Genomic DNA, 23557 nt, shown 5'->3' on the forward strand with positions numbered 1-23557 from the left:
CTTTCGCTGCTTCTTTCATCGCTGCTTTCGATTGTCGCTGCGGCTACACGCGTTCCACCCGCGGGCCTCAGGCGGTCGCGGTTTCCTTGTCGCCCTTGCGCGAGGTGGGGGCGGCGCGTTTGAGCAGCGGCTTGAGGAAGCGCCCGGTGTGGGAGACCTCCATCTCGGCGAGCTGTTCCGGGGTGCCTTCGGCGATGATGCGTCCACCGCCGGAGCCGCCCTCCGGGCCCAGATCGATCAGCCAGTCGGCGGTCTTGATCACGTCAAGGTTGTGCTCGATGACCACCACGGTGTTGCCGTGGTCGCGCAGCCGGTGCAGGACCGTCAGCAGCTGGCGGATGTCCTCGAAGTGCAGGCCGGTGGTGGGCTCGTCGAGGATGTACAGGGTCTTGCCGGTATCGCGCTTGGCCAGCTCCCGGGCCAGCTTGACCCGCTGGGCCTCGCCGCCGGACAGGGTGGTGGCGCTCTGGCCCAGTCGGATGTAGGTCAGGCCCACGTCGACCAGGGTTTGCAGACGACGGGCGATGGCGGGCACCGGGCTGAAGAACTCCAGCGCCTCCTCCACGGTCATCTCCAGCACCTCATCGATGGTCTTGCCCTTGTAGTGGATATCCAGGGTCTCGCGGTTGTAGCGCTTGCCCTTGCACACGTCGCAGGGCACATAGATATCCGGCAGGAAGTGCATCTCGACCTTGATCATGCCCTCGCCCTGACACGCCTCGCAGCGCCCGCCCTTGACGTTGAACGAGAAGCGGCCGGGCTTGTAGCCGCGTGAGCGCGCCTCCTGGGTGCCGGCGAACAGTTCGCGAATGGGGGTGAAGATGCCGGTGTAGGTCGCCGGGTTGGAGCGCGGCGTGCGGCCGATCGGGCTCTGGTCGATGTCGATGATCTTGTCGAGCTGATCGAGCCCCTCGATGCCGGTGTAGGGCGACGGCGTCAGGGTAGTGGCCTTGTTCAGCTCGCGCGCGGCGATCGGCATCAGGGTCGAGTTGATCAAGGTCGACTTGCCCGAGCCGGACACCCCGGTGACGCACACGAACAGCCCCAGCGGCAGCTCCAGGGTGACGTCCTGGAGGTTGTTGCCCGAGGCGCCGGTGAGCTTGAGCATCTTTTCCGGGTTGCCGGGGATGCGCCAGGGCGGTACCTCGATGGCGCGGGTACCGGACAGGTACTGACCGGTCAGCGAGGCCGGGTTGGCCATGACCTCCTCCGGGGTGCCCTCGGCGACGATCTCGCCGCCATGGACACCGGCGCCGGGGCCGATGTCGAGGACATGGTCGGCGGCACGAATCGCGTCCTCGTCGTGTTCGACCACGATCACCGTGTTACCCAGGTCGCGCAGGCGTTCCAGGGTCTGCAGCAGGCGGTCGTTGTCGCGCTGGTGCAGGCCGATGGAGGGCTCGTCGAGGATGTACATCACGCCCACCAGGCCGGCACCGATCTGGCTGGCCAGGCGGATGCGCTGGGCCTCGCCACCGGACAGGGTCTCGGCGCTGCGCTCCAGGTTGAGGTAGTCGAGGCCGACGTTGACCAGAAACTCGAGTCTGGCCGAGATCTCGTTGAGGATCTTCTCGGCGATCTCGCCGCGCCGACCAGGCAGGCTCAGTTCACTGAAGTAGCGCTGGGCGTCGCCGATCGGCAGGCGCACCACCTCGGGCAGAGTGGTGTCGTCGACGAACACGTGGCGGGCTTCCTTGCGCAGGCGCGAGCCCTCGCAGGTGCGGCAGGGCTGCACCGCGATATAGCGGGCGAGTTCCTCGCGGACCATGCTTGACTCGGTCTCGCGGTAGCGGCGCTGCATGTTCGGCAGCACGCCCTCGAAGGGATGCTCGCGGGTGACCTTCTTGCCGCGATCATTGACGTAGCTGAAGGCGATGTCGTCCTTGCCGCTGCCGTTGAGGATCACCTCGCGCTCGTGACGGGCCAGATCCTGCCACGGGGTCTCGAGGGTGAAGCGGTAGTGCTCGGCCACCGACTTCAGCTGGTTGAAGTAGTAGACGCTGCGCCGGTCCCAGCCCTTGATCACGCCTTCCGCCAGGGACAGCTCCGGGTGGCTGATCAGCTTTTCCGGGTCGAAGAACTGCTGCACCCCCAGGCCGTCGCAGGTGGGGCAGGCGCCGGCCGGGTTGTTGAACGAGAACATCCGCGGTTCGAGTTCGGCGATGGAGTAGCCGCAGACCGGACAGGCGAAGCGTGCCGAGAACGCCATGTCGTCCTGTTCACCGTCCATGAAGTGGACCATGGCGGTACCGTCGGCCAGACCCAGGGCGGTCTCGAAGGATTCCGCCAGGCGCTGCTCGAGGCCTTCGCGTACCTTGATGCGGTCCACCACCACGCTGATGTCGTGCTTGCGGTTCTTGTCCAGCGGGCGCACGTCGTCGAGTTCCAGCACCTGGCCGTCGACCATGGCGCGTACAAAGCCCTGGGAGCGCAGCTCTGCCAGCAGCTGCAGGTGCTCGCCCTTGCGACCGCTGACCACCGGGGCCAGCAGCATCAGCTTGCTGCCTTCCGGCAGCGCCATCACCTGGTCGACCATCTGCGAGATGGTCTGGGCCTCGAGGTCCTCGCCGTGTTCCGGGCAGCGCGGGGTGCCGGCACGGGCGAACAGCAGGCGCAGGTAATCGTAGATCTCGGTGATGGTGCCGACGGTGGAGCGCGGGTTGTGGGAGGTGGACTTCTGCTCGATGGAGATCGCCGGCGACAGCCCCTCGATATGGTCCACGTCGGGCTTTTCCATCATCGACAGGAACTGGCGCGCATAGGTGGACAGCGACTCCACGTAGCGGCGCTGCCCCTCGGCGTAGAGGGTATCGAAGGCCAGCGACGACTTGCCGGAGCCAGACAGCCCGGTGACCACGATCAGCTTGTCACGGGGTAGTTCGACGTCGATCTGCTTGAGGTTGTGGGTGCGGGCACCCCTGACCAGAATCTTGTCCATTCCCACCTCGAAGACGCGGCAAAAGGTCAATTATACGTGGCCGGTCGCCCGGCCGGCAAAGCCACCGGTGAAAAGACGCTTGTGAAATGACTCGAGTGTCGGCATTTTCTGGATCGCCCCCAGGCGCTAGAATATGCGGTCCACCTTCGGGGCTCTCTCCCCGCTCTCAAGCCGGAATTCGTTCATGTCCAAGGCCAGACTCTTGTTAGCCTCCGAGCGGCGCGCCATCGTCGGTCTGGCGGGGCTCTACGCCACACGCATGCTCGGGCTGTTCATGGTGTTGCCCGTACTCGCCCTCAACGCCGACCACCTGGTCGGGGCCACCCCTCTGCTGGTGGGGCTGGCGCTCGGCGTCTATGGCCTGACCCAGGCGGTACTGCAGATTCCCTTCGGTCTGCTGTCGGATCGCATCGGGCGCAAGCCGGTGATTGCTGCTGGCTTGGGGCTGTTTCTGATCGGCAGCGTGGTCGCCGCCCAGGCGGACTCCATCGCCATGATGATTGTCGGTCGCAGTCTGCAGGGCAGCGGTGCGGTGGCCGCCGCCATCATGGCGCTTCTGGCCGACCAGACCCGCGAGCAGGTTCGCACCGCCGCCATGGCGACCATCGGTCTGTCGATCGGCGTGGCCTTTGGCGTCGCCATGGTGCTCGGCCCGCTGGTGGCCAGCCACTTTGGCCTGGCCGGGGTGTTCTACTTCACCGCCCTGCTGGCGGCGCTGGGGATGCTGGTGCTGTGGAAACTGGTGCCGCCGGCGCCGCGCCGGCGCGGCCATCGTGACGTCGGCCTCGATCGCGGGCAGCTCGCCAGCATCCTCGGGCGCATGGACCTGTGGCGCATGGACGCCTCCATCTTCAGCCTGCACCTGATCCTGATGGCGATCTTCACCGCCGTGCCGTTCAAGCTGGTCGATGCCGGTGTCGTCGAAGCCCGCCATGGCCTGGTCTACCTGGTGGTGATGGGGCTGTCCTTCGTCGCCATGGTGCCGCTGGTGATCGTGGCCGAGAAGAAGCGCAAGATGAAGCTGATGTGCCTCGGCGCCATCGCCACCATCACCCTGAGTCTTGTCGGGCTGGGCCTCGCCGGTTCGGGCCTGGTAGCCCTGGGCGCCTGGCTGTTGGCCTTCTTTACCGCCTTCAACCTGCTCGAGGCCACCCTGCCGTCGATGATCAGCAAGCTGGCGCCGGCCGGGGCCAAGGGCACGGCCATGGGGGTCTATTCCACCAGCCAGTTCCTGGGGGCCTTCCTCGGTGGCGTGATGGGCGGCTTCCTGGCCCAGCAGTTCGGGCTGTCGGCGGTGTTCCTGGGGGCAGCGCTGCTGGGGCTTGGCTGGTTCGTGCTGATGCTCGGCATGCGCGCACCGCGCCACCTGTCCAGCGAGGTGGTGGCCCTGGCCGACGAACACGAGAGCGATACCCTGGACAACCTGATGGCGCGCTTTGCCGCCGTCGCCGGTGTCGAGGACGTGCTGGTGGTGCCGGAAGAGCGGCTGGCTTACTTGAAGGTGGATCGCGCCACCCTGGACACCGAGGCGCTGGCGCGGCTGACCCGTTCTTCGACCCAGCGCTCCTAGTAGCGGTAGATAGCCGCGGTAGATAGTCGCGGTAGATAGTGTCGGCACCTTGTCGCGACATCACGTCGCCGCACACTGTCTGCGCTCGAGTGCCGAGGCGTTCTTCACGGCGGCGAATCGTCTCGATCTCGCGTATAGTAGCGACATCCGCTTTTGTGGCGTCGACCGATCGACGCCGACCGATTGTCACCGGGGGCGTGGCAGCTATCCTGCCCGCCGGCCCGGCACCCATTGTCTGCATCAAGGAGTCAACCATGGCCCGTGGCGTCAACAAGGTCATCCTCATCGGCAACCTCGGCCAGGATCCGGAGGTGCGCTTTACACCGTCCGGCACCGCCGTGGCCAACCTGAACCTCGCGACCACCGATACCTGGATGGACCGCCAGAGCGGCCAGCGCCAGGAACGCACCGAATGGCACCGGGTGGTGATGTTCAACAAGCTGGCCGAGATTTCCCAGCAGTACCTCAAGAAGGGCTCGAAGCTGTACATCGAAGGCCGCCTGCAGACTCGCAAATGGCAGGACCAGAACGGCCAGGATCGCTACTCCACCGAGATCGTCGCCAACGACATGCAGATGCTCGATGGTCGCGGTGAAGGCGGCCAGGGTGGCGGCTTCGGCGGCGGCCCTCAGGGCGGCGGCAACTTCGGCGGTGGTCAGCCCCAGCAGGGTGGCAACTTCGGTGGTGGCCAGCCCCAGCAGGGTGGCAACTTCGGTGGCGGCCAGCCCCAGCAGGGCGGCAACTTTGGCGGTGGCCAGCCCCAGCAGGGCGGCAACTTTGGCGGTGGCCAGCAGGGTGGCGCTCAGCAGAACCGTCCGCCCCAGCAGGCGCCCAACCAGGGCGGTGGTCAGAAGGGCGGCTTCGGCGCACCGGACCCGGGCAACTTCGACGACTTCGACGACGAGATCCCGTTCTAAGTCCCGTTGTGGATGCCATCAAATAGCGTCATTAGCAAACCAAGGAGGCCCTGCATCGGCAGGGCCTCCTTGCGTTCCGGGTCTTCTTTTTTGGTCAGCGCCTCTTCAGTGCAGTGCCTCTTCTCGCCCAGTGCCTCTTTCTCTTGCAGCGTCTCTCTTCGGCCAAGGCGCTTCGCCTCAAGTGCCCGGGGTATCAGGGCGTCTTGGGCATGGCACGCTTGTGGGCGGTGCGCCGCCAGGTGGCGATGATGCGCTCGGCGTCCTCGGGGGCGACACTCTCGCCGGTGAGGAAGCGGTCGATGGCGGCGTAGCTGACGCCGAGGGCTTCCTCGTCACTCAACTGCGGGCGCAGTGACTCCAGGTCCGCCGTCGGCACCTTGTTGACCAGGGTGTCCGGGACGCCCAGCTGTGCAGCCATGTCGCGGACCTGGCCCTTGGTCAGGCCGGCCAGTGGCACCAGGTCGCAGGCACCGTCACCGTGCTTGGTGTAGAAGCCCATCACTGCCTCGGCGGCCTGGTCGGTGCCGATGACCAGGCCACCTTGAGCGCCGGCCACGGCGTACTGGGCGATCATCCGCTGGCGCGCCTTGATATTGCCCATCACGAAGTCGCGGTGGGCCTGGTCGCGAAACTCAAGGCCTGCCTGCTCCAGCGTTTCCAGCATGGCGTCGCTGGCCGGCTTGATATTGACCGTCAGGCACTCGTCCGGCTGGATGGCGTCCAGCGCCTGCCTGGCGTCGTCATTATCCTGCTGCTCGCCATAGGGCAGACGCATGGCGATGAAGCGTGCTTCGGGCAGTCGCTCCCGCGCCGCCTCGACCGCCCGCTGGGCCAGCAGGCCGGCGCTGGTCGAGTCCACGCCGCCACTGATGCCGAGCACCAGGCAGTGCTGGCCGGTGGTGTGAAGCTGGTCGATCAGAAACGCCTGGCGCCGCTGAATTTCATCCCTGATGTCCGCCCCGGGCTGGACTTCGAGTTCACGCGCGATGATGCGCTGCAACTGGTCGATATCGTCGTGGGTCATCCGTGCCTCCTTGCGGGATTGGGGTGTCAGTCGTGCTCACGCCAGTAGGGCGCGAGCTTGCCGTCGCGAATGTCGCGATGCCAGTCACACACCCGTTTGAGGGCATGATGGGCCGCCGCCAGGCGGACCTCGTTGCGATCCCCGTCGAAATGCTCGGTGGTGGTGATCACGTAGATCTTGTCCTCGTAGCGAAAACCCCAGCCCAGGCACACCGTGCCCTTGGGCGGTCCATCCTCGGGTTCGCCTGGGCCGGCGATGCCGGTGTTGGCGATCGCCAGCTTGGCGTTGGAGTTGTTCAGGGTGCCCAGCACCATCTCCCGGGTGATCTCCTCGCCGGTCAGGCCGTAGCGCGAGATGGTCTCGAAGGGGATCCCCAGGTAGCGGTTCTTGGCCTCGGGCGAGTAGACGGCCAGTCCGCTGTCGATGACCTGGCCGCTGCCAGGTACGCGGGCCAGTTCCGAGGCGATCAGACCGGCGGTGCAGGACTCCGCGGTGGCCAGCTTGATGTCGTGCTCGGTCAGGTAGTCGACAAGATCTTCCAGCCATTCCATGGCGTGCTCTCCTGCGATGATGAGAGTGGGAAATGCTCGTTTTGGCAAATTCAGCATAGGGGCTGAAGGCCGGGTCTTCCAACCCACTCCTTGCGAGACGGATGCCTCTCTATCTCCACTGATGTCTTATGTTGCCGTGCAGCCAGACAGGCTAAAGTGATAAGCAGACAAATAATTTTAGTGGTGATCCAGAGGGAGCGGCGGATGCAGGATCTGTTGTGGTACCAGTACGCGTTGATCGGGCTGATCTTCTGCTGGAGCGGTTTCGTGCGCTCCAGTCTGGGGTTCGGTGGGGCGGTGCTGGCGCTGCCCTTCCTGCTGCTGGTGCTCGATGAGCCACTGGTGTTCCTGCCGCTGGTGGCGGTGCATCTGTTGATCTTCTCGAGCTGGATCGCCTGGCGCGGCCATCGTCAGATCCAGCAGACCGGCAATACCGGAGACAGCAATATCGACTGGCGCTACTTGAAGCGCGCGCTGGCGATCATGATCGTGCCCAAGCTGATCGGCGTGGTTGGCCTCTTGACCCTGCCGGCTGAGCTGATGACGGCGGTGATCTTCGTGATCGTGATCGTCTACGGCGCCAGCTACGCCCTCAATCGCCCCTTTCGTAGCCGCAGCAAGACGGTGGACGTGGTGCTGCTGGCGCTGGGCGGCTACGTCAGTGGAGCATCGCTGATCGGCGCTCCGCTGATCGTCGCGGTATTCGCTTCCCATGTGGCCAAGCACCAGTTGCGCGACACCCTGTTTGTGCTGTGGTTCATCCTGGTGGTGATCAAGATGGTGTCCTTCATCATCGCCGGAGTGGACCTGCAGCTCGAGCATCACCTGTGGCTGTTGCCCTGCGCCATGGTGGGCCATGTACTCGGCGAGCGGGTCCACCAGGCGCTGCTCGGTGCTCGCTCCGAGGTGTTCTTCCGGGTGCTCGGGGTGGTGCTGGTGGCGGTCAGCCTGGTGGGCCTTGCGACCAGCGTCGGCTGATCGCGCCAACCGGCAGCCAGACGTTTCCACCTCGATGGATGGCGAGAGTCTGCTACCTCCAAGAGGGGCGCTGATCGATGAGCAGTTGGTGTAGAATATGGCCCTTTGGTGTCCTCGGGCGTGATGTGCGAGTGGCGGTTCTCGCCGCTATTCCTGTCGCAGCGTCTGGACACCGGCCGTAACGCCAGGGCGTCGTACGAGTCTCGTGCGGCGCTCTCATGGACGAGGAGTCGTCGTGAAGCTGCTGATTCTGGACGCCGGGCATTGTCTGTCCCTGGCCCTGGCGCGGGAAAGCAATCGGCGCGGTGATACCGAGCTGGTGATCGATCCCGCGACCCGCGTGGATCCTGAAGCGCTGCGTACGCTGGCGCCGGACGCGCTGATCATTCCCCCCTTGTCGCGCCCCTTCAGCGTGCCGCCCGCTGCGGTGGTCGAACACGCCGAGGCGGTCGAGGCCTGCATGGAGGCGTGCCGTGACGTTGGCATACCGCTGGTGTGGTGCGTCTGTGACCAGCTCTACGAGGATGGCCACGATTCGCCCATCGACGAGCACGTGATTCCGGCCCCCCGGGACGAGGGGCTGCGCCGGCTGGTGGCGACGGGCGACCGCATCCGTGCCGAGTGCCCCGAGCACCTGATCGTGCGGGTCGGTCCCATGTTCGCCCTGGAGGGTAGCCACGCCTGGCTCGGCGAACTGCTCGATACCCTGATCGATGGTGGCACCGTGCCCGCCGAGACCGACGTGACCCTGTGCCCGACGTCCGCTGATGCCGTGGCCATGGCGCTGATCGGCATGCTGCAGCAGCAGTCCTGCGGCGCCAATGCCTGGGGCAGCTACCATCTGGCCGGGGTAGAGCCGGTCAGCGCCTATACGTTCGTGTGCATGGTGCGCACCCAGTTGGGCACGCGTCTGGAAGGCCAGGGCGAAAATATCGCGCTGGGCGAGGTGAAGGCGCTCAGCCACCACCATGATCAGCCGCTGCGCCGGGTACTCAACTGTCGCCGGGTGCTGGAAGTGTTCGGGGTACACCAGAAACCCTGGCGGCTCGAGGTGGGTCGCATGCTCGACACCTGGTGTCGAGCGCGGGAAGACGTGGCCTGCCAGGCGACGAGTCAGGGGAAGGACGCATGAATCTGCTGCGCAGCGTGATCTTCTATATTGGCTATTTTGCCGCGATGCTGGTGTGTGGCTTGCTGTTTCTGCCGCCGGCGCCGCTGCTGCCACTGCGCTCGCGCTATCGGCTGCTCAACCTCTACAACCACTTCATCATCGCCTGGTTCAGCCTGGTGTGCGGGGTGCGCTACGAGATGAAGGGGCGTGAAAAACTGCCCGATGGGCCGGTGGTGATCCTGTCCAATCACCAGTGCGAGTGGGAAACCGTCTACCTGCAGTTGCTCAAGCCTCCGGTGTGCACGGTGCTCAAGAAGGAACTGTTGAACTTTCCGATCTTTGGCTGGGGGCTGCGCCTGTTGCACCCCATCGCCCTGGACCGCTCCAAGCCTGCCCGGGCCATGCGCCAGGTACTGAGCCAGGGAGGCCAGCGGCTCAAGGAGGGGTTGTCGGTGCTGATCTTTCCCGAGGGAACCCGGGTAGAGCCAGGCAAGCGTCGCCGCTACAACAAGAGTGGGGCGGTGATCGCCTGCCGCGCCGGGGTGCCGGTGGTGCCGGTGGCCCACAACGCCGGCGAATGCTGGCCGGGGCGTGACTGGATCAAGCGGCCTGGCCGCATCTCGCTGGTGGTGGGCGAGCCTATCGCCACCGAAGGACGCACCCCTGAAGAGGTGCTGGTCGAGACCGAAGCCTGGATCGAGGCGCGCCTGGAAGAGATCTCCAGCGTGCCGAGACCCGCGCCCGAAGAACTGGCGCGCAGTGTCAGTCGCTGAACGCGATCCGGCCCCACTGGAGCCGGTCTTGGGGCGCTCGGCATCATCGCCGATCGCCGAGAGAAAAGGCGGTCAAGCCGTCGCTTCGGTGGTGTTTTCCATCTCCTGATAGCCTGTCCGCTGTCTTTCGGCAACGCTCAGGTCATGTACACGCTCTCGCATGCCGTGGACGTCCTTGATGCCGGGAATAAGTTGGCGCGGATGGGTCCGGTCTGCCGTCAGCAGTATCAGGTTACCCAAGCCAAAGAGCCTGAGCAGCAAAGGCTCTGATGTCGACAGGTCGCGGATGCGTGCGATCTCCAACTGATCCACGCGGCGATTCAAGACGCCGTGATAGTAGTAGACTCGGCGCGGTGTGATATCAAACTTGGTGGTGGCCAAGCCAATGATCTTGCAGATGGGAATAATAAGACAGATCACCCAAACAGTGATGATGGCGCAGGATCGGTTCAAGATGATTGAACTGCCTGGAATGTGCAGGCTGATGAGAAACCCATAAAGATAAACGGCAACATGTACTAAATAGTATGTGCCGATTGATGCGAGCAACAATCCAACTATCAGTGAACCCACTCCCGCCAAAATCGAAGGCTTCAGCGTTGCGATAACGCTTTCATTCGAGGTGCTGCCGCTCATGGTCTTCTCCTTTTGTCGTTGATGCGGGCAAAGCGAGTGTGGCAGCTCCGAGCATGAAAGGGCTGAAGCTGCCACCTATCGTCAGTCCTAGCCGTTGGCCAGGCGCTCGCGAATATTGTCGGCGCGTTCCATGGAGCCCGGGTGTGACGACATCAGGCTGCTTTCGCCGCCGTCGAGATCGGCGAACTTCTGGAAGCCGGTCATCAGCCCCTCGCGCGGGATGCCCCGCTCGGTCAGCAGGTCGAAAGAGAAGTTGTCGGCGTCGCTTTCCTGACTCTGGGAGAACTGGGCGTTGATGAACTGCTCGCTCAGGTCACCCAGTTGGGAGTCCGACAGGGTCGCCATCGCGCTGTTGCCAGATGCCGCCATGGCATCCCGGGCGATCGCGGTGGCGTAGGCCGTCTGCATGCGCTTGCGGCTATGCCCCAGGGCCACGTGGCCGAGTTCGTGGCCCAGTACGCCCTCGATCTCGTTGTCGTTCATCATGTCCATCAGCCCGCTGTAGACACGCACGCAGCCGTTGGCCATGGCCCAGGCGTTGATGTCGTCGGTCATGTAGACCTTGTAGTTGACCGGGGTGCCTTCGATCTGGTGACCCAGGTGGTCGGCAATGCTTTTTAGGCGCTGTGCATACTCAGAGTCGGGCGACGCCAGGACGGATTGGCTGTCCATCTGCTGGCAGCTCTGGTCAGACATGGCCTTGACCTCGGCGTCGCTGATGGTGGCGGCGTTGAAGCCGGCGAGCCCGGTGTTGATCATGCTGTCGGTGGACATGTTCTCGCAGCCGGTCAGCAGGCTGGTGCAGCCAAGCACGGCGAGAGAAAGCGTAAGGCGTAGGTTCATGCTCATCATCCTTGATGAAAGAGGGAGTCGGGATGGTTCCTGCAGGACAGGGTCCTGATCGGCGGTTGCGCGCGCAGGATCGCGACGGGAGTTTCTGGAGCGCAAGCTGACCGTGTTCGGAGTTGTAGCACGCGCTATTGCAGCGCAACAAACCTACCCATTTTTCGTGTTTTTCAGACAACACTTTGTCAGCAATATCGTCTTGCTCTCCCTGGCAGTGGGAATAGCGCTATCCACAAACAACGACGGCGCCCCGAGGGGCGCCGTCGTGTTACTACCTGGCCGGGCTGGATCAGTCGTTGAAGCGCTGCAGCACCAGACAGGCATTGGTACCGCCGAAGCCGAAGCTGTTGGACAGTACGCGATCCAGCTTCACGCCATCACGGCGGCTGGTGACGATATCGAAGCCCTGGGCCTCGTCGTCCAGGTCGCTGACGTTGGCCGAGGCGGCGATGAAGTCGTTCTCCATCATCAATAGCGAGTAGATCGCTTCCTGCACGCCGGTGGCGCCCAGGGAATGCCCGGTCAGAGACTTGGTGGAACTCATCGCCGGGGTGCTGTCACCGAAGACCTCGCGCACCGCCTTGAGCTCGGCCACATCGCCCACCGGCGTGGAGGTGCCATGGGTGTTGATGTAGTCGATGTCGCCGTCGACGCTGGCCATGGCCTGGCGCATGCAGCGAATGGCGCCTTCACCTGACGGCGCGACCATGTCCTTGCCGTCGGAGGTGGCGCCGTAGCCGACCACCTCGGCGTAGATCTTGGCGCCGCGAGCCTTGGCGTGCTCGAGCTCTTCAAGCACCAGCATGCCGCCGCCGCCGGCGATGACGAAGCCGTCGCGGCTCTTGTCGTAGGGGCGAGAGGCGGTCTGCGGGTCGTCGTTGTAGCTGGTCGACAGCGCACCCATGGCGTCGAACAGACACGACAGCGTCCAGTGCTCCTCCTCGCCGCCGCCGGCGAATACCACGTCCTGCTTGCCGAGCTGGATCTGTTCCATGGCGGAACCGATACAGTGGGCAGAGGTGGCGCAGGCAGAAGAGATGGAGTAGTTCACGCCCTTGATCTTGAACGGGGTCGCCAGACAGGCCGAGACGGTGCTGCCCATGGTGCGGGTGACCCGGTAGGGGCCCACACGGCGCAGACCCTTCTCGCGCATCACGTCGGCGGCCTCCACCTGGTTGGCGCTGGAGGCGCCGCCGGACCCGGCGATCAAGCCGGTACGTTCGTTGGACACCTGCTCGGGCGTGAGGCCGGAATCCTCGATGGCCTGGGCCATGGAGACATAGGCGTAGGCCGCAGCGTCACCCATGAAGCGGCGCAGCTTGCGGTCCACCAGTTCGTCCAGGTCGATGTCGACCACGCCGGCGACGTGGCTGCGGAAGCCACGCTCGGCGTATTCTTCCTTGAAACGAATGCCGGACTGGCCGTTCTTGAGTGCCTCGAGTACCTGTTGCCGGTCATTGCCCAGGCACGACACGATGCCCAGACCGGTGACTACCACTCGTCGCATGGGAGCCTCCTGATCAGAAATTCGCGGTGGAGGTGAACAGGCCGACACGCAGGTCGTTGGCCTGATAGATATCGCGGCCATCGACGGAAACGGTGCCGTCCGCCATGCCCAGAATCAGGCGGCGGGTGATGACGCGCTTGATATTGATGCGGTAGGTGACCTTCTGGGCGTCAGGCATGATCTGCCCGCTGAACTTGACCTCGCCGCAGCCCAGCGCCCGGCCGCGTCCGGGGTGACCGAGCCAACCGAGGTAGAAGCCCACCAGCTGCCACATGGCATCGAGGCCGAGGCAGCCGGGCATGACGGGGTCGCCCGGAAAGTGGCAATCGAAGAACCACAGGTCAGGGCGGATATCGAGCTCGGCGATCAGTTCGCCCTTTCCGTACTCGCCACCCTCTTCGTAAATACGCGTGATGCGGTCGAGCATCAGCATGTTGGGGGCCGGCAGCTGGGCATTGCCCGGGCCGAACAGCTCACCGCGGCTGCAAGCCAGCAGTTCATCGCGATCAAAAGAGTGTTGCTTGGTCACTGGAGCGTTCCGAGAGTCGAAGTGATGTACGCCGCGCACGGCAATCTGCCGCCATGCGGCCTGCCTAGTCTACTGTTCGTGGGGGCTGAATGCACCCCGTGGGCCTTCGATCATGGTCGTGGTAGACAGAAAGTCTGCTTTGACACTACAGATTCCGGGCAAAGCGCCGATAACGACAGCACACTTTTTTCGCGTTCTCTATCGCGGGAGTCCAATTCGACCATGTGGCCTCGGTTATCTTTCAATCGCCCGCTGATCTGGCTCGGGCTCTCGGCGATGTCAGCCGTCCTGTGGCTGCCGAGCGTCTCGCTCAGGCTCGGTGCGCTGTTGCTGATGGCGGTGGCCATGTGGGACGGCTGGCGTCAGGTGAAGCTCGAGCAGCGTCGCTCGCGGTTGACCGAGCAGGTGATGCGACAGTCGGGGGAGGCGGTGATGATCACCGACGACCAGCACCGTATCCAGGCGGTCAACCCGGCCTTTACCGAGCTCTCGGGATTCGAGCTGTCCGAGGTGGCCGGCCTCAGCGCCAGCAACCTGGCGGCGGCGCGCCATGACAGTGCCTTCTTCGAGCGCTTCTGGCAGGCGCTGATCAGCGCCGGTCGCTGGGAAGGCGAGCTGTGGCAGCGACGCAAGGATGGCAGCGAGTACCCCATGTGGCTGGAGGTCCAGGTGATCACCGACCCCCATGGCCGCGCCGAGCACCATATCGCCACCTTTACCGATATCTCGCTGCGCAAGGCCCGGGAGCAGGACCTCAGGCGGATCGGTCGGGAAGACCCGCTGACCGGCCTGCCCAACCGTTTCCGTCTTCATGAATTGCTGGCCTCGCGTCTGCGTCATCTGCGTGCCGGTGAGTGCCTGGATCTGGCGCTGATCGATATCGATGGTTTCAAGGAGATCAACGACGGCCTCGGTGTCAGCGCCGGTGATCGATTGCTGGCACGTTTCGGCAAGCGCCTGGCCGGGCATGTGGCCGGCGGTGTGGTCGGGCGGCTGGGCGGGGACGAATTCATGGTCCTGCGTACCACTACCTACGACGATCACGAGCGCTGGGTCGAGGGCTTGAGGAGCCATCTGGGGGAGCCGTTCGAGATCGACGGCAGCACCTTGAGGCTCGGTATTACCATCGGCAGCTGTCGTGCGCCGGAGGACGGCAATAGTGACGGCGTGCTGTTTCAGCGCATGGAGGCGGCGCTGGCGTCCGCCCGCCGCCATGGCGGTAATTGCTGCCAGCGCTTTCGGCCTGCCCTGGACGTCGGCGACGGTCCCAATCTGACGCTGCTCAATGACCTGCGGGAAGCGCTGGCCCAGGGAGGGCAGCTTGAGCTTCACTACCAGCCGCAACATCGCCTCGCCGATGACGCCATGATCGGCATGGAGGCCTTGCTGCGTTGGCGTCATCCCCGCGACGGGATGATCTCCCCGGCGGAGTTCATCCCCCTGGCGGAGCGTCATGGACTGATGGCACCGCTGGGTGACTGGGTGATTCATCAGGCCTTGACCCAGCTCGCCCACTGGCGCTCGCGGGGGCTATCGCCGCTGCCGGTGTGGATCAACATCTCGGCGATGCAGCTGTTCCAGGGCGACCTGGAGAAGACCCTGGCCACCGGCCGCGCGCGCCATGACGTGGCGTCCCAGTGGCTGGGGCTCGAGCTGACCGAGTCGGTGCTGCTGGACGATCGTGGCGGCGATATCGTGCCGCGCCTGGAGCGATTGCGTGACCTGGGCCATCGCATCGCCCTCGACGACTTCGGTACCGGCTATTCGTCGCTGGGCTATCTCAAGGAGTTGCCGCTGGACAAGCTGAAGCTGGATCGTGCCTTCATCAAGGCGCTGCCGGGTGACAGCGCCGATGCGGCCATCGTCAACGCGGTCACGGCGATGGCCCGAGGATTGTCACTGGAGATACTGGCCGAGGGTGTCGAAACCGCAGAACAGCGCGACTACCTGCGCCAGGCCGGCTGCGATGAGGTGCAGGGGTACTTCTACGCCCGGCCGATGCCGGCCCACGAGCTCGAAGCCCTGTGGCGGGAAAGCGCTACCCGTCAAGAGGCCAATACCCGTCAGGCGGTGGCCTGATGGCGCCTTTAGCCCTTGTTCAGCCTGAGCGTCGACGCAGGCCGATGCCGATGACCAGGCACAGCGAGGCCCAGATCAGCGCCTGGGTCGGAAGCAGCCACTTGGCCAGCTCGACGCCCGCCAGTGCCGCGCCGCCCAGGTAGGACGAGGGGCCGCCGATCAGGCCGCCGAGGGCGGCGAGCCAGGGGCGCGTCCATAGCCACTCCAGCGAGTGATGAATCAGGGTGGCGAACAGCGGCCACAGCCACAGCAGCCACAACGCCAGCGGACCGAGCCTCGGGCTCTGCGGGTCGAAGCGATAGCCGCCCAACGCCGCCAGCGAGCCATCGATCACGACCCCAGCCAGCAGAAACCCCAGCAACCAGCGCCATTCTCCGGGCTTGGCCAACCAGCGCAGGTGCGCCACGATCACCGCCAGGGCAATGGCTCCGCCGGCCCAGGCGCCCATCAGCACACAGCCGAACCAGCCCAGCTGGAAGCCCGCCACATTGAGCAGCGAGGCCTGCCAGCGGGGGGGCATCGGTCCCCTGATCACGGCTTGCCGAGCCGAGTTCGCGGCCGCGCATCGGGCTTGGCCAGCAACAGGTGGCAGGTGCTGATGGTGCGCTCCGCGAAACCCGCCTCGCAGTAGCACAGATAGTAGCGCCACATGCGCACAAAACGCTCGTCGTAGCCCAGCTTGCCGACCTGATCGAGGCTCGCCTCGAAACGCTGGCGCCACTCACGCAGGGTGCGGGCGTAGTGCGGGCCGATATCATCCAGATCGACCAGGTTCATCGAGGTGTGTTTCGTCAGGTTCTGCAGCAGTACCGTGGGCGATGGCAGAAAACCACCGGGAAAGATGTAGCGCTTGATGAAGTCCATCTCTCTGCGCGCCGCTTCATAGCGCTGGTCACGTACGGTGATGGCCTGCAGCAACGCCAGCCCCTGGGGCGCCAGCAACTGGTCCAGGGTCTTGAGGTAGCGCGGCAGGTAGTCGGCGCCGACCGCCTCCACCATCTCCACCGAAATCAGCCGGTCATAGCGCCCGCTAAGTTCGCGGTAGTCCTCGTTGAGCAGGGTGACCTGGTCCTCGAGTCCCTCCTCGGCCAGGCGGCGAGCGGTATGCTCGTATTGCTCGCGGGAGATGGTGGTGGTGGTCACCCGGCAGCCGCGGGTACGGGCGGCATGGATCGCGAGTCCGCCCCAGCCGGTGCCGATCTCCAGCAGGTGGTGGTGAGGTCTGACGTCTAGCTTGTCGAGCATGACATCGAGCTTGTGCGTCGAGGCCTGCTCGAGGGTAGCCTCCGGGGAGGGGAAGATGGCACTGGAGTACATCCAGTGTTCACGGTCCAGAAAGGTCGCGAACAGGTCATTGCCGATGTCGTAGTGGGCCGCAATGTGGCGCCGGGAGCCCTTGCGGGTATTGCGCTGCAGACGCAGCAGCGTGGACAGCAGGGCGCGTCCCAGGCCGGCCAGGCCGCCTTCCACATCGTCATTGACCCGGTCGATGTTGCGCGCAAACAGACGCACCAGTCCGACCAGATCGTCCACGTCCCAGTCACCGTCCATGTAGGCTTCTGCCGCCCCCAGGGTGCCGCCCAGCGCCATGCGCTTCCACACCCGACTGCGGCGTACCACCAGGGTTACGCTCAGTTCCCCCTGTTCCCCAAGCTGATGGCGCTCATGGCCGTCGACAAGGGTGATGCTGCCGTGGCGCAGTTGGCCCAATTGCGCCAGCACCCGAGGCTTGAGCCAGTGGCTGAGCCTGTCGCCGCGTCGGCTGATGGTGACGCCTTGTTCGCTCCTGAGTGTGGTCAAGACGGAGTCTCCTCGGATCTGGATGAGAGGCCTTCGGCCGGCGGTGGGTGATCGTGCAGCGGGACGCCCTTGAGCCACAGCCTGATTGCCTCCCAGTGGATGGCAGCCAGGGTCTTGGTGGCCATCCAGGGTTGCCGCGCAAGGCCGGCGAGCAGCGCCGGTCGGGTAGCCGGCCGGCCTGCCAGGGTCAGGGTGGCATCGAAGTGGCGCTGGCCATCCCGCCAGGTCTCCATGTGCATGGCGAGCTCACGCCCCGGGCTGTTGAAGCGCCAGTGGTAAGTCATGCCCATGGGCAGAAAGGGCGATACGTGCAGGTCCTTGTCGAACTCAGCGCGGTGGCTGTGACGCTCGGGGTCTACCGCGGCAGCGTAACGGGTGCGCTCGCGCCAGGGGGTATTGGTGACTTCACCGAGTATCGCGCCCAGACGCTCGCGTCCCTCGCCGTCGGGTTCGTGGTAGAGGTAGTAGAGCGAGATGGGATTGAACGACACCCAGGGAGAGCCAAGCTGGGTCAGCAGGCAGACCCGGCCCTGGGGCGCCTGGCCCAGGCGCTCGCGGACCTCGGCCCTGGCGGCGTCGGCCAGGGTTATCTCGCTGCCCCGTGCCGGCAGGTAATCCTCGCGCCTGAAGCGGGCCAGCGCCGGCCTGCGGGCACTGAAGCCGGGCACCCGGTCGAACAGTTCGGGCAGCTCCTCCAGGTCGAGCCAGGCCATCCATACGCGATAGGCAAACTCGTGGGGTCGCGGCAGAAAGCGCCGATGGCGCAGGGTGCCGCGGTAGATCCGCGAACGCGGCTTGGCGATCATGGTGCCACCGCCTCCAGCCGCTCATGGTCGCTTTCCTCGCAGCCCAGCGCCTTTGCCACCCGCAGCGCGCTCCATACGCCATCCTCGTGAAAGCCGTTGCGCCAGTAGGCGCCACAGAAGTGAGTACGCAGCGCCGCAGAGGAGATCTCGGCATGACGCGCCTGGGCCAGGCTACCCTGGGCCGTGAACTGGGGATGGGCGTAGCGAAAGCGCCCGAGCACCTTGGCCGGGTCGATGCTGTCGGCGTCGTTCAGGGTCACGCAGAAGGTGTGCGGCGCGCTCAGGCGCTGGAGGATATTCATGTCGTAGGTGACCGAGACCCGGTCAGCGTCGCTGCGGCTGTCGAGGCGATAGTTCCAGCTGGCCCAGGCGCGCCGACGGCGCGGCAGCAGGCGAGTATCGGTGTGCAGTACCACCTCGTTGTCGGCGTAGGGCAACGCCGACAGCACCTCGCGTTCGGCGTAGCTGGGGTCATCGAGCAGCCCGAGCGCCTGGTCGGCGTGGCAGGCCAGCACCAGTTGGTCGAAGCGTTCCTCGCCGGCATCGGTGCGCAGCACCACGCCGTCGTGTTCCCGACGAATACTGCGCACCGGCGTCGCCAGGCGGATGGCGTCGGCGTAGGGCGCCACCATGGCATCGATATAGCCGCGCGATCCCCCTTCCACGGTGTACCACTGGGGCCTGTCGTTGACCGACAGCAGCCCATGGTGGTGGAAGAAGCGCAGGAAAAAACGTGTGGGAAAGGCGCGGATATCGGCCAGGCTGGCCGACCAGATGGCGCCCCCCATGGGCAGCAGGTAGTGGCGCTGAAAGTCGTCGCTGAAGCCATGGCCATCGAGATAGTCGCCAAGGGGCATCAGCAGGGCATCGCTGGACGTATCCTGGCCCGGTCGCGCCAGATCGGCGATGGCCAGTCGGTTGAAGCGCAGGATCTCGCCCAGCAGGCGGTAGAACGCAGGGCGCAGCAGGTTGCGACGCTGGGCAAACAGCGAGGTCAGGGTGTGGCCGTTGTACTCGAAGTCGCGGTCGGTGCGATGCACCGAGAAGCTCATCTCGGTGGCCTGAGCGTTCACCCCGAGGTGTGCCAGCAGGCGCTGGAAGTGCGGATAGGTGCGATCGTTGAAGACGATGAAGCCGGTGTCGATGGCGTAGTCCCGTCCGTCCAGGCTGACATCCACGGTAGCGGTGTGTCCCCCCAGCCGGTCGGCGGCCTCGAACAGCGTCACCCGGTGACGCGCGCTCAAGTAGCGGGCGGCGGCCAGGCCGCTGATACCCCCACCGATCACCGCGATGCGCTGGGCCTCGAACGGCGGTTGAAGGCGAGTCATTGGTTGCGTTCCTTGTGGGGGGTGGAAGCGTCATCGTCTTCGCGCCTGACCAGGCGCTTGCCCAGGGCGATCCTCAGCCGCAGGGGCAGGATGCCCATGAACTTGACCAGGTAGGTGAAGCGCCGCGGGAAGTGGATGTCCCGTCGGCGTGCCGACAGTCCTTCGAAGATCGCCTTGGCCGCCTGTTCCGGCGTGACCGCCATGGGCATGGGGAAGTCGTTGCGTTCGGTCAACGGCGTCTTGACGAAGCCGGGGTGGATGACGCTGACGTCGATGCCTTGATGGGCCAGGTCGAGTCGCAGCGACTCGAGAAAGTAGCTCAGTGCCGCCTTGGACGCGCCGTAGGCTTCGGCACGCGGAAGCGCCAGATAGGCCGAAGCACTGGACGTCGCCACGATCTGCGGGCGGGCACCCTGGCGTCGGGCCTTGTGCAACAGCGGCAGAGCCACCTCGATGCCATGGATGGTGCCGAAGAAGTTGGGTTCGAAGTTGTCGCGAACCAGGGTGGTGTCGACGCGGCCGCCGTCGAGGTAGACGCAGGTCCCGGCATTGAAGATCACCATGTCGAGGCCGTCGAAGGCCTCGTCGATGCGTGCGGCGGCGTCCTGCATCGACGCGCGGTCGGTGATGTCGGCGGGGACCGGCATGGCATTCTCGTGATCCTTGGCCAGTCGTTCGAGGCCAGCCTTGCCGCGCGAAGTCAGGGCGACGCGATGGCCATCGTCGAGCAGGCGTCGTGCCAGTGCCTCGCCGATGCCGGAGGTGGCGCCGGTCAGCCAGATGCGCTGAGGGTTGGGGTCGCGTGCCATCTACTGTCGCTCCTTTTGCGGTGCGGCCTTGCTGTCTGAGCTTGCTGTGGGCTCGATTCAAGCTCGCTGCGATTCACGCTTGTCGAGATTCACTCTTGTTGTACAAGGTCGGATCAGAATTCTGGGCCTGCTGTCAGCTACGTATCGGCGCCGTCCATGGTTTCAGCCGACGGTGCGTATATTTACCGAAGGCGCGGGCATCGGCCGGCGCTGCCAGCCTCAACCGGCGGCGTATCGCTTGATGCTGCGTATCACCGCGCCGAGCAACGGCAGGCGCTCGTAGAGCAGCGCACCGGCGTCGAAGTGGTCCTGGTGGTGGACCACCTTGCCGCCGTCTGGTGAGGCGAAGCGCAATACCGAGCAGCCTTCCACGTCGATCTGGCGGCCTTTGCAAAGGCGCCGGTGGCGCAGCGCCATGGTCCAGCACACGAAGCCCCGGTCGCCGTCCCGCAGGCCATGGTGAAAGCGGAAGCGGCAGTCGATCACGTTGGCGTATAGGGCGTCGAAGTCGCGCTTCAGTGCCTCTATGCCTTCCACCCGATGCAATGGGTCGATAAAGACGATGTCACTAGAATATATACTGTATAGCTTTTCTGTACAGGTATTGTCTAGTTTATTGAAGGTGTCGCAAAAGGTCGCCAGCACAGGGTCCTGGATCATGGGGTGCTCCTTGTCGGTGTTGTTGTCGTCGGCAGATCGGACTGAGGTGGATCGGGCTTAGGTGGATCGGGCTTAGGTGGATCGGTCTGAGGTGCTCAGGGCTTAGGTGGTTCGGGCTTAGGTGGTCAGGGTTTAGAGGGTTCGGGCCGGGGCGGATCAGCAAAGGGACCTCAGAATGACTCTGGCTTGTGCCGGGCTATCTCACGCCAGGCCAAGCCAGACAGTGTCCTTATCCCGCGTCCTTCGACAGGCTCTTGAAGGCGTCGAGTGCGCGCTCGCGGGCGGCGCGGTGGTCGACGATGGGGGCGGGGTAGTCGAGGTCGGTGAGCAGATCCCGGGTCGGGGCATGTCGCTTCTTCGGCGCCAGTGACGCAAGCTCCGGCACCCAGCGCGCGATGAATTCGCCTTCGGGATCGAAGCGTTCGGATTGGGTGGTGGGGTTGAAGATGCGGAAGTAGGGCGCGGCGTCGGTACCGGTGGACGCCGCCCACTGCCAGCCGCCGTTGTTGGCGGCGAATTCACCGTCGACCAGGTGCTCGAGAAAGAATCGCTCTCCACGTCGCCAGTCGATCAACAGGTGCTTGGACAGGAACATGGCGGTCACCATGCGCAGGCGATTGTGCATCCAGCCGGTGGCGACCAGCTGGCGCATGGCGGCGTCGACCAGCGGATAGCCGGTGCGTCCTTCGCACCAGGCGGCAAAATCCTCGGGGGCATCGCGCCAGTCCAGGGCCTCGGTGTGGCGTTGAAAGGCCCGATAGCGGCACACCCTGGGGAAGCCTGTGGCCACGTGCTGGTAGAACTCTCGCCACACCAGTTCGCTGACCCAGGCGGTCAGGCCGGCGTCGCCGTCGCTCAAGCTACCGTCGTTGATCGCCATCACCGCCTGCATGCACTGACGCCAGGAGATCATGCCCAGCGCCAGATAGGGCGATAGCTCGCTGGTGCCGCGTCTGGCCGGGAAGTCCCGCTGCTCCCTGTAGCGCTTCGCCGGGCTGTCAGGGAAACCTCGCAGAAAGCGCGACAGACGGTCACTGGCGGCCTCCTCGCCGGCCGGCCAGTGGCGACCATCCACGCTCTTGTTCGGATAGTCGCGGCGCTGGCTGGCGCTGGAGGACAGCTCCAGCGGCGCCTGGCGCTCCGGTGGGTCCAGCACCTCGAGTCGCTCGGCGCTGATGGCCTTGTGCCAGGCCTTGGCGAAGGGGGTGAAGACGCCATAGTAGTCGCCCTTGCCGGTGAGCAGTTCGCCGGGACTGAAGGCCACGGCGTCGCGCAGGGCACGCGCCTCGAGGCCGTTGTGCTCGGCCTGCGCCAGCACCGCCTGGTCGCGCCTGACCTCATCGAGGGGGTACTCGCGATTGAAATAGAGGGCGTCGGCGCCGAGTTCCTCGGCCAGCGCCATCAGTGCCTGGGGGGCGTCATCGAAGCGTGGCACCTGACGCTGGATCAACGGAATATTGCGCTCGGCCAGGGCTTCGCCCAGGGCCTCCACGCCACGACACAGAAAGTCGAGCTTGTTGTCGCCGTGGCCATGTTCGCGCCACTGCTGTTCGGCGTGCAGAAAGACCCCGATAACCGGGCCGCGCCGGGCGGCGTGGTAAAGCGCAGTATTGTCGTGAATACGCAGATCGCTGCGAAACCAGACCAGAGTGACAGGCATGGGGAGCTCCCGCGAATCGTGTCGTGGTTAGAGTGGGCATCGCGCCGCGACGGGGATGATCAGGCTGTCTTGTCGTGGCTCAGTGCTGGCGAATCAGCGGCCTCAGCCGGTCCAGCGCCATGGGGATGTCGTCACCGAGCACCTCGATCTGGCTGTCGGCCAGTTCGGCGGCGCGGATGCGTGCCACCGGGCCGCACAGCGCCAGCGGAGTGTCGAGCTGTTCGGCCAGGCGAGGCAGCAGTCGACGGACCACGTCGGAGCGTTCGGCCTTGCCGCTGCACAGCACCACCGCACCGGGGCGCAGGCGCTCCAGCGCCAGCGGCAGATCGGTGAACGGCAGCGGCGCATCCATCAGGGCGATGCGGTAGCCGCGTTCACTGGCGGCGAGCGCCAGCATCAGGGTCCACAGCGAACCGTCATCGTCCGGCAGGGTGTCCAGCAGCAGGGTGGAACCACGGGCGGTGCGATTGGCGTGAAACAGGCGAATACCGATGCGCGTGCGCAGGAAGCTCTCCAGACTGCGTCGCTGCAAGGCCGCGCCAAGCTGCCCTTCCCAGCGCTCCTCGAGCTCCTGGACCACCGGCTGCCATAGCTCACTGATGCAGGTGCCGACCGGGTAGAGGGCCAGGGACTGCTGGTACAGGCCGTCCAGATGATCCATGTCGAGGGCATCCACCGCACCCAGCATCTGGCGGCGCTGCGAGGTCCAGTCACCGGCGGCGGGCGGTGCCGTCTCGGCGGGCTCGGGCTGGGTCAACAGATCCTTGACCTGACTGACCGGGACACCGCGGTTGAGCCATTGCAGAATACGCTCGACCCGCTCGATGTCTTCCCGAGCGTAGAGGCGATGCCCCTTGGGCGTGCGGCGCGGCTCGATCAGTCCGTAACGCCTCTCCCAGGCACGCAGGGTCACCGAATTGACCCCGGTGAGCCGCGACACTTCGCGGATGGGGTAGAGAGGAGATTCGGTGGGGGGCGCCGTATGACTCATGAGGGCCTCGATGCGTGTCCTGGTGCGATTGTGAAGGCGCAAGC

Annotated in this window: 21 protein-coding genes; 6 read left to right on the forward strand and 15 right to left on the reverse strand. The window is 65.1% G+C overall.

Annotated features, from left to right (window positions below):
- Positions 1-67: 67 nt before the first annotated feature.
- A complete protein-coding gene (gene uvrA / locus NFH97_RS10880; RefSeq protein ID WP_045990837.1) occupies positions 68-2938 on the reverse strand; it encodes an excinuclease ABC subunit UvrA in 2871 nt (956 codons plus the stop codon).
- 184 nt (positions 2939-3122) lie between these two features.
- On the opposite strand from uvrA, the gene NFH97_RS10885 reads away from it, so the two are divergent.
- Both NFH97_RS10885 and ssb read left to right on the forward strand, forming a co-directional pair.
- On the forward strand, positions 3123-4508 hold the full coding sequence (locus NFH97_RS10885) for an MFS transporter (RefSeq protein WP_108133424.1): 1386 nt from the start codon (positions 3123-3125) through the stop codon (positions 4506-4508).
- Positions 4509-4762: 254 nt separating this feature from the next.
- Positions 4763-5425: a single-stranded DNA-binding protein gene (gene ssb, locus NFH97_RS10890; protein ID WP_348814953.1), complete on the forward strand. Its 663-nt coding sequence runs from the start codon at positions 4763-4765 to the stop codon at positions 5423-5425.
- A gap of 193 nt (positions 5426-5618) precedes the next feature.
- Here the strand turns inward: ssb and nadE are convergent, their stop codons facing one another.
- On the reverse strand, positions 5619-6449 hold the full coding sequence (nadE, locus tag NFH97_RS10895; RefSeq protein WP_349624803.1) for an NAD(+) synthase: 831 nt from the start codon (positions 6447-6449) through the stop codon (positions 5619-5621).
- A gap of 26 nt (positions 6450-6475) precedes the next feature.
- Entirely contained in the window at positions 6476-7000 is a 525-nt protein-coding gene (locus NFH97_RS10900; RefSeq protein ID WP_045990833.1) for a CinA family protein, read from the reverse strand.
- A 204-nt stretch (positions 7001-7204) separates the two neighbouring features.
- On the opposite strand from NFH97_RS10900, the gene NFH97_RS10905 reads away from it, so the two are divergent.
- The 3 genes from NFH97_RS10905 (at position 7205) to NFH97_RS10915 (ending at position 9862) form a co-directional block, all read left to right on the forward strand.
- Positions 7205-7978 (forward strand): sulfite exporter TauE/SafE family protein, encoded by a 774-nt coding sequence (locus tag NFH97_RS10905; protein ID WP_045990832.1) that lies wholly within the window; start codon positions 7205-7207, stop codon positions 7976-7978.
- A gap of 235 nt (positions 7979-8213) precedes the next feature.
- Complete coding sequence (locus NFH97_RS10910; protein WP_045990831.1) at positions 8214-9110, forward strand: sugar nucleotide-binding protein; 897 nt, start codon at positions 8214-8216, stop codon at positions 9108-9110.
- Positions 9107-9862: a lysophospholipid acyltransferase family protein gene (locus NFH97_RS10915; RefSeq protein ID WP_045990830.1), complete on the forward strand. Its 756-nt coding sequence runs from the start codon at positions 9107-9109 to the stop codon at positions 9860-9862. Before NFH97_RS10910 ends, NFH97_RS10915 begins: the two co-directional genes overlap by 4 nt.
- Before the next feature lie 72 nt (positions 9863-9934).
- Here the strand turns inward: NFH97_RS10915 and NFH97_RS10920 are convergent, their stop codons facing one another.
- From NFH97_RS10920 to fabA, 4 genes are all read right to left on the reverse strand, one after another.
- Positions 9935-10498, reverse strand: a complete 564-nt coding sequence (locus tag NFH97_RS10920; protein ID WP_287165702.1) for a PH domain-containing protein — start codon at positions 10496-10498, stop codon at positions 9935-9937.
- An 87-nt stretch (positions 10499-10585) separates the two neighbouring features.
- Complete coding sequence (gene loiP, locus NFH97_RS10925) at positions 10586-11341, reverse strand: metalloprotease LoiP (protein WP_287165701.1); 756 nt, start codon at positions 11339-11341, stop codon at positions 10586-10588.
- A gap of 292 nt (positions 11342-11633) precedes the next feature.
- Positions 11634-12851, reverse strand: coding sequence for a beta-ketoacyl-ACP synthase I (fabB, locus tag NFH97_RS10930; protein WP_045990828.1), 1218 nt, complete (start codon positions 12849-12851; stop codon positions 11634-11636).
- A 13-nt stretch (positions 12852-12864) separates the two neighbouring features.
- Complete coding sequence (gene fabA / locus NFH97_RS10935) at positions 12865-13380, reverse strand: 3-hydroxyacyl-[acyl-carrier-protein] dehydratase FabA (protein WP_045990827.1); 516 nt, start codon at positions 13378-13380, stop codon at positions 12865-12867.
- Positions 13381-13602: 222 nt separating this feature from the next.
- On the opposite strand from fabA, the gene NFH97_RS10940 reads away from it, so the two are divergent.
- Positions 13603-15459, forward strand: a complete 1857-nt coding sequence (locus NFH97_RS10940; protein WP_213230099.1) for a putative bifunctional diguanylate cyclase/phosphodiesterase — start codon at positions 13603-13605, stop codon at positions 15457-15459.
- A gap of 19 nt (positions 15460-15478) precedes the next feature.
- On the opposite strand, the gene NFH97_RS10945 is transcribed toward NFH97_RS10940, so the two are convergent.
- The 8 genes from NFH97_RS10945 to NFH97_RS10980 form a co-directional block, all read right to left on the reverse strand.
- Positions 15479-15979, reverse strand: coding sequence for a DUF2878 family protein (locus NFH97_RS10945; RefSeq protein ID WP_349624804.1), 501 nt, complete (start codon positions 15977-15979; stop codon positions 15479-15481).
- A gap of 11 nt (positions 15980-15990) precedes the next feature.
- Complete coding sequence (locus NFH97_RS10950) at positions 15991-17259, reverse strand: SAM-dependent methyltransferase (protein ID WP_108133432.1); 1269 nt, start codon at positions 17257-17259, stop codon at positions 15991-15993.
- Positions 17256-18065 carry a DUF1365 domain-containing protein gene (locus NFH97_RS10955; protein ID WP_045990823.1) on the reverse strand — a complete coding sequence of 270 codons (810 nt, stop codon included), beginning with the start codon at positions 18063-18065 and terminating at the stop codon, positions 17256-17258. Before NFH97_RS10955 ends, NFH97_RS10950 begins: the two co-directional genes overlap by 4 nt.
- The gene (locus tag NFH97_RS10960) at positions 18062-19393 is read right to left on the reverse strand and encodes an NAD(P)/FAD-dependent oxidoreductase (protein ID WP_349624805.1); all 1332 of its coding nucleotides are present in this window, start codon (positions 19391-19393) and stop codon (positions 18062-18064) included. The genes NFH97_RS10955 and NFH97_RS10960 overlap by 4 nt, the downstream gene beginning before the upstream one ends.
- Complete coding sequence (locus tag NFH97_RS10965; RefSeq protein WP_045990821.1) at positions 19390-20202, reverse strand: SDR family NAD(P)-dependent oxidoreductase; 813 nt, start codon at positions 20200-20202, stop codon at positions 19390-19392. The genes NFH97_RS10960 and NFH97_RS10965 overlap by 4 nt, the downstream gene beginning before the upstream one ends.
- Before the next feature lie 219 nt (positions 20203-20421).
- Positions 20422-20862 carry a nuclear transport factor 2 family protein gene (locus tag NFH97_RS10970; protein WP_045990820.1) on the reverse strand — a complete coding sequence of 147 codons (441 nt, stop codon included), beginning with the start codon at positions 20860-20862 and terminating at the stop codon, positions 20422-20424.
- Between the two features lie 229 nt (positions 20863-21091).
- Positions 21092-22522, reverse strand: a complete 1431-nt coding sequence (gene phrB, locus NFH97_RS10975; protein ID WP_349623020.1) for a deoxyribodipyrimidine photo-lyase — start codon at positions 22520-22522, stop codon at positions 21092-21094.
- 79 nt (positions 22523-22601) lie between these two features.
- Positions 22602-23513 (reverse strand): MerR family transcriptional regulator, encoded by a 912-nt coding sequence (locus NFH97_RS10980; RefSeq protein WP_045990818.1) that lies wholly within the window; start codon positions 23511-23513, stop codon positions 22602-22604.
- Positions 23514-23557: the final 44 nt, after the last annotated feature.

Origin of the sequence: Halomonas sp. SCS19 (assembly GCF_040147015.1) — a bacterium.
GTDB classification, from domain to species: Bacteria; Pseudomonadota; Gammaproteobacteria; order Pseudomonadales; family Halomonadaceae; genus Halomonas; species Halomonas litopenaei.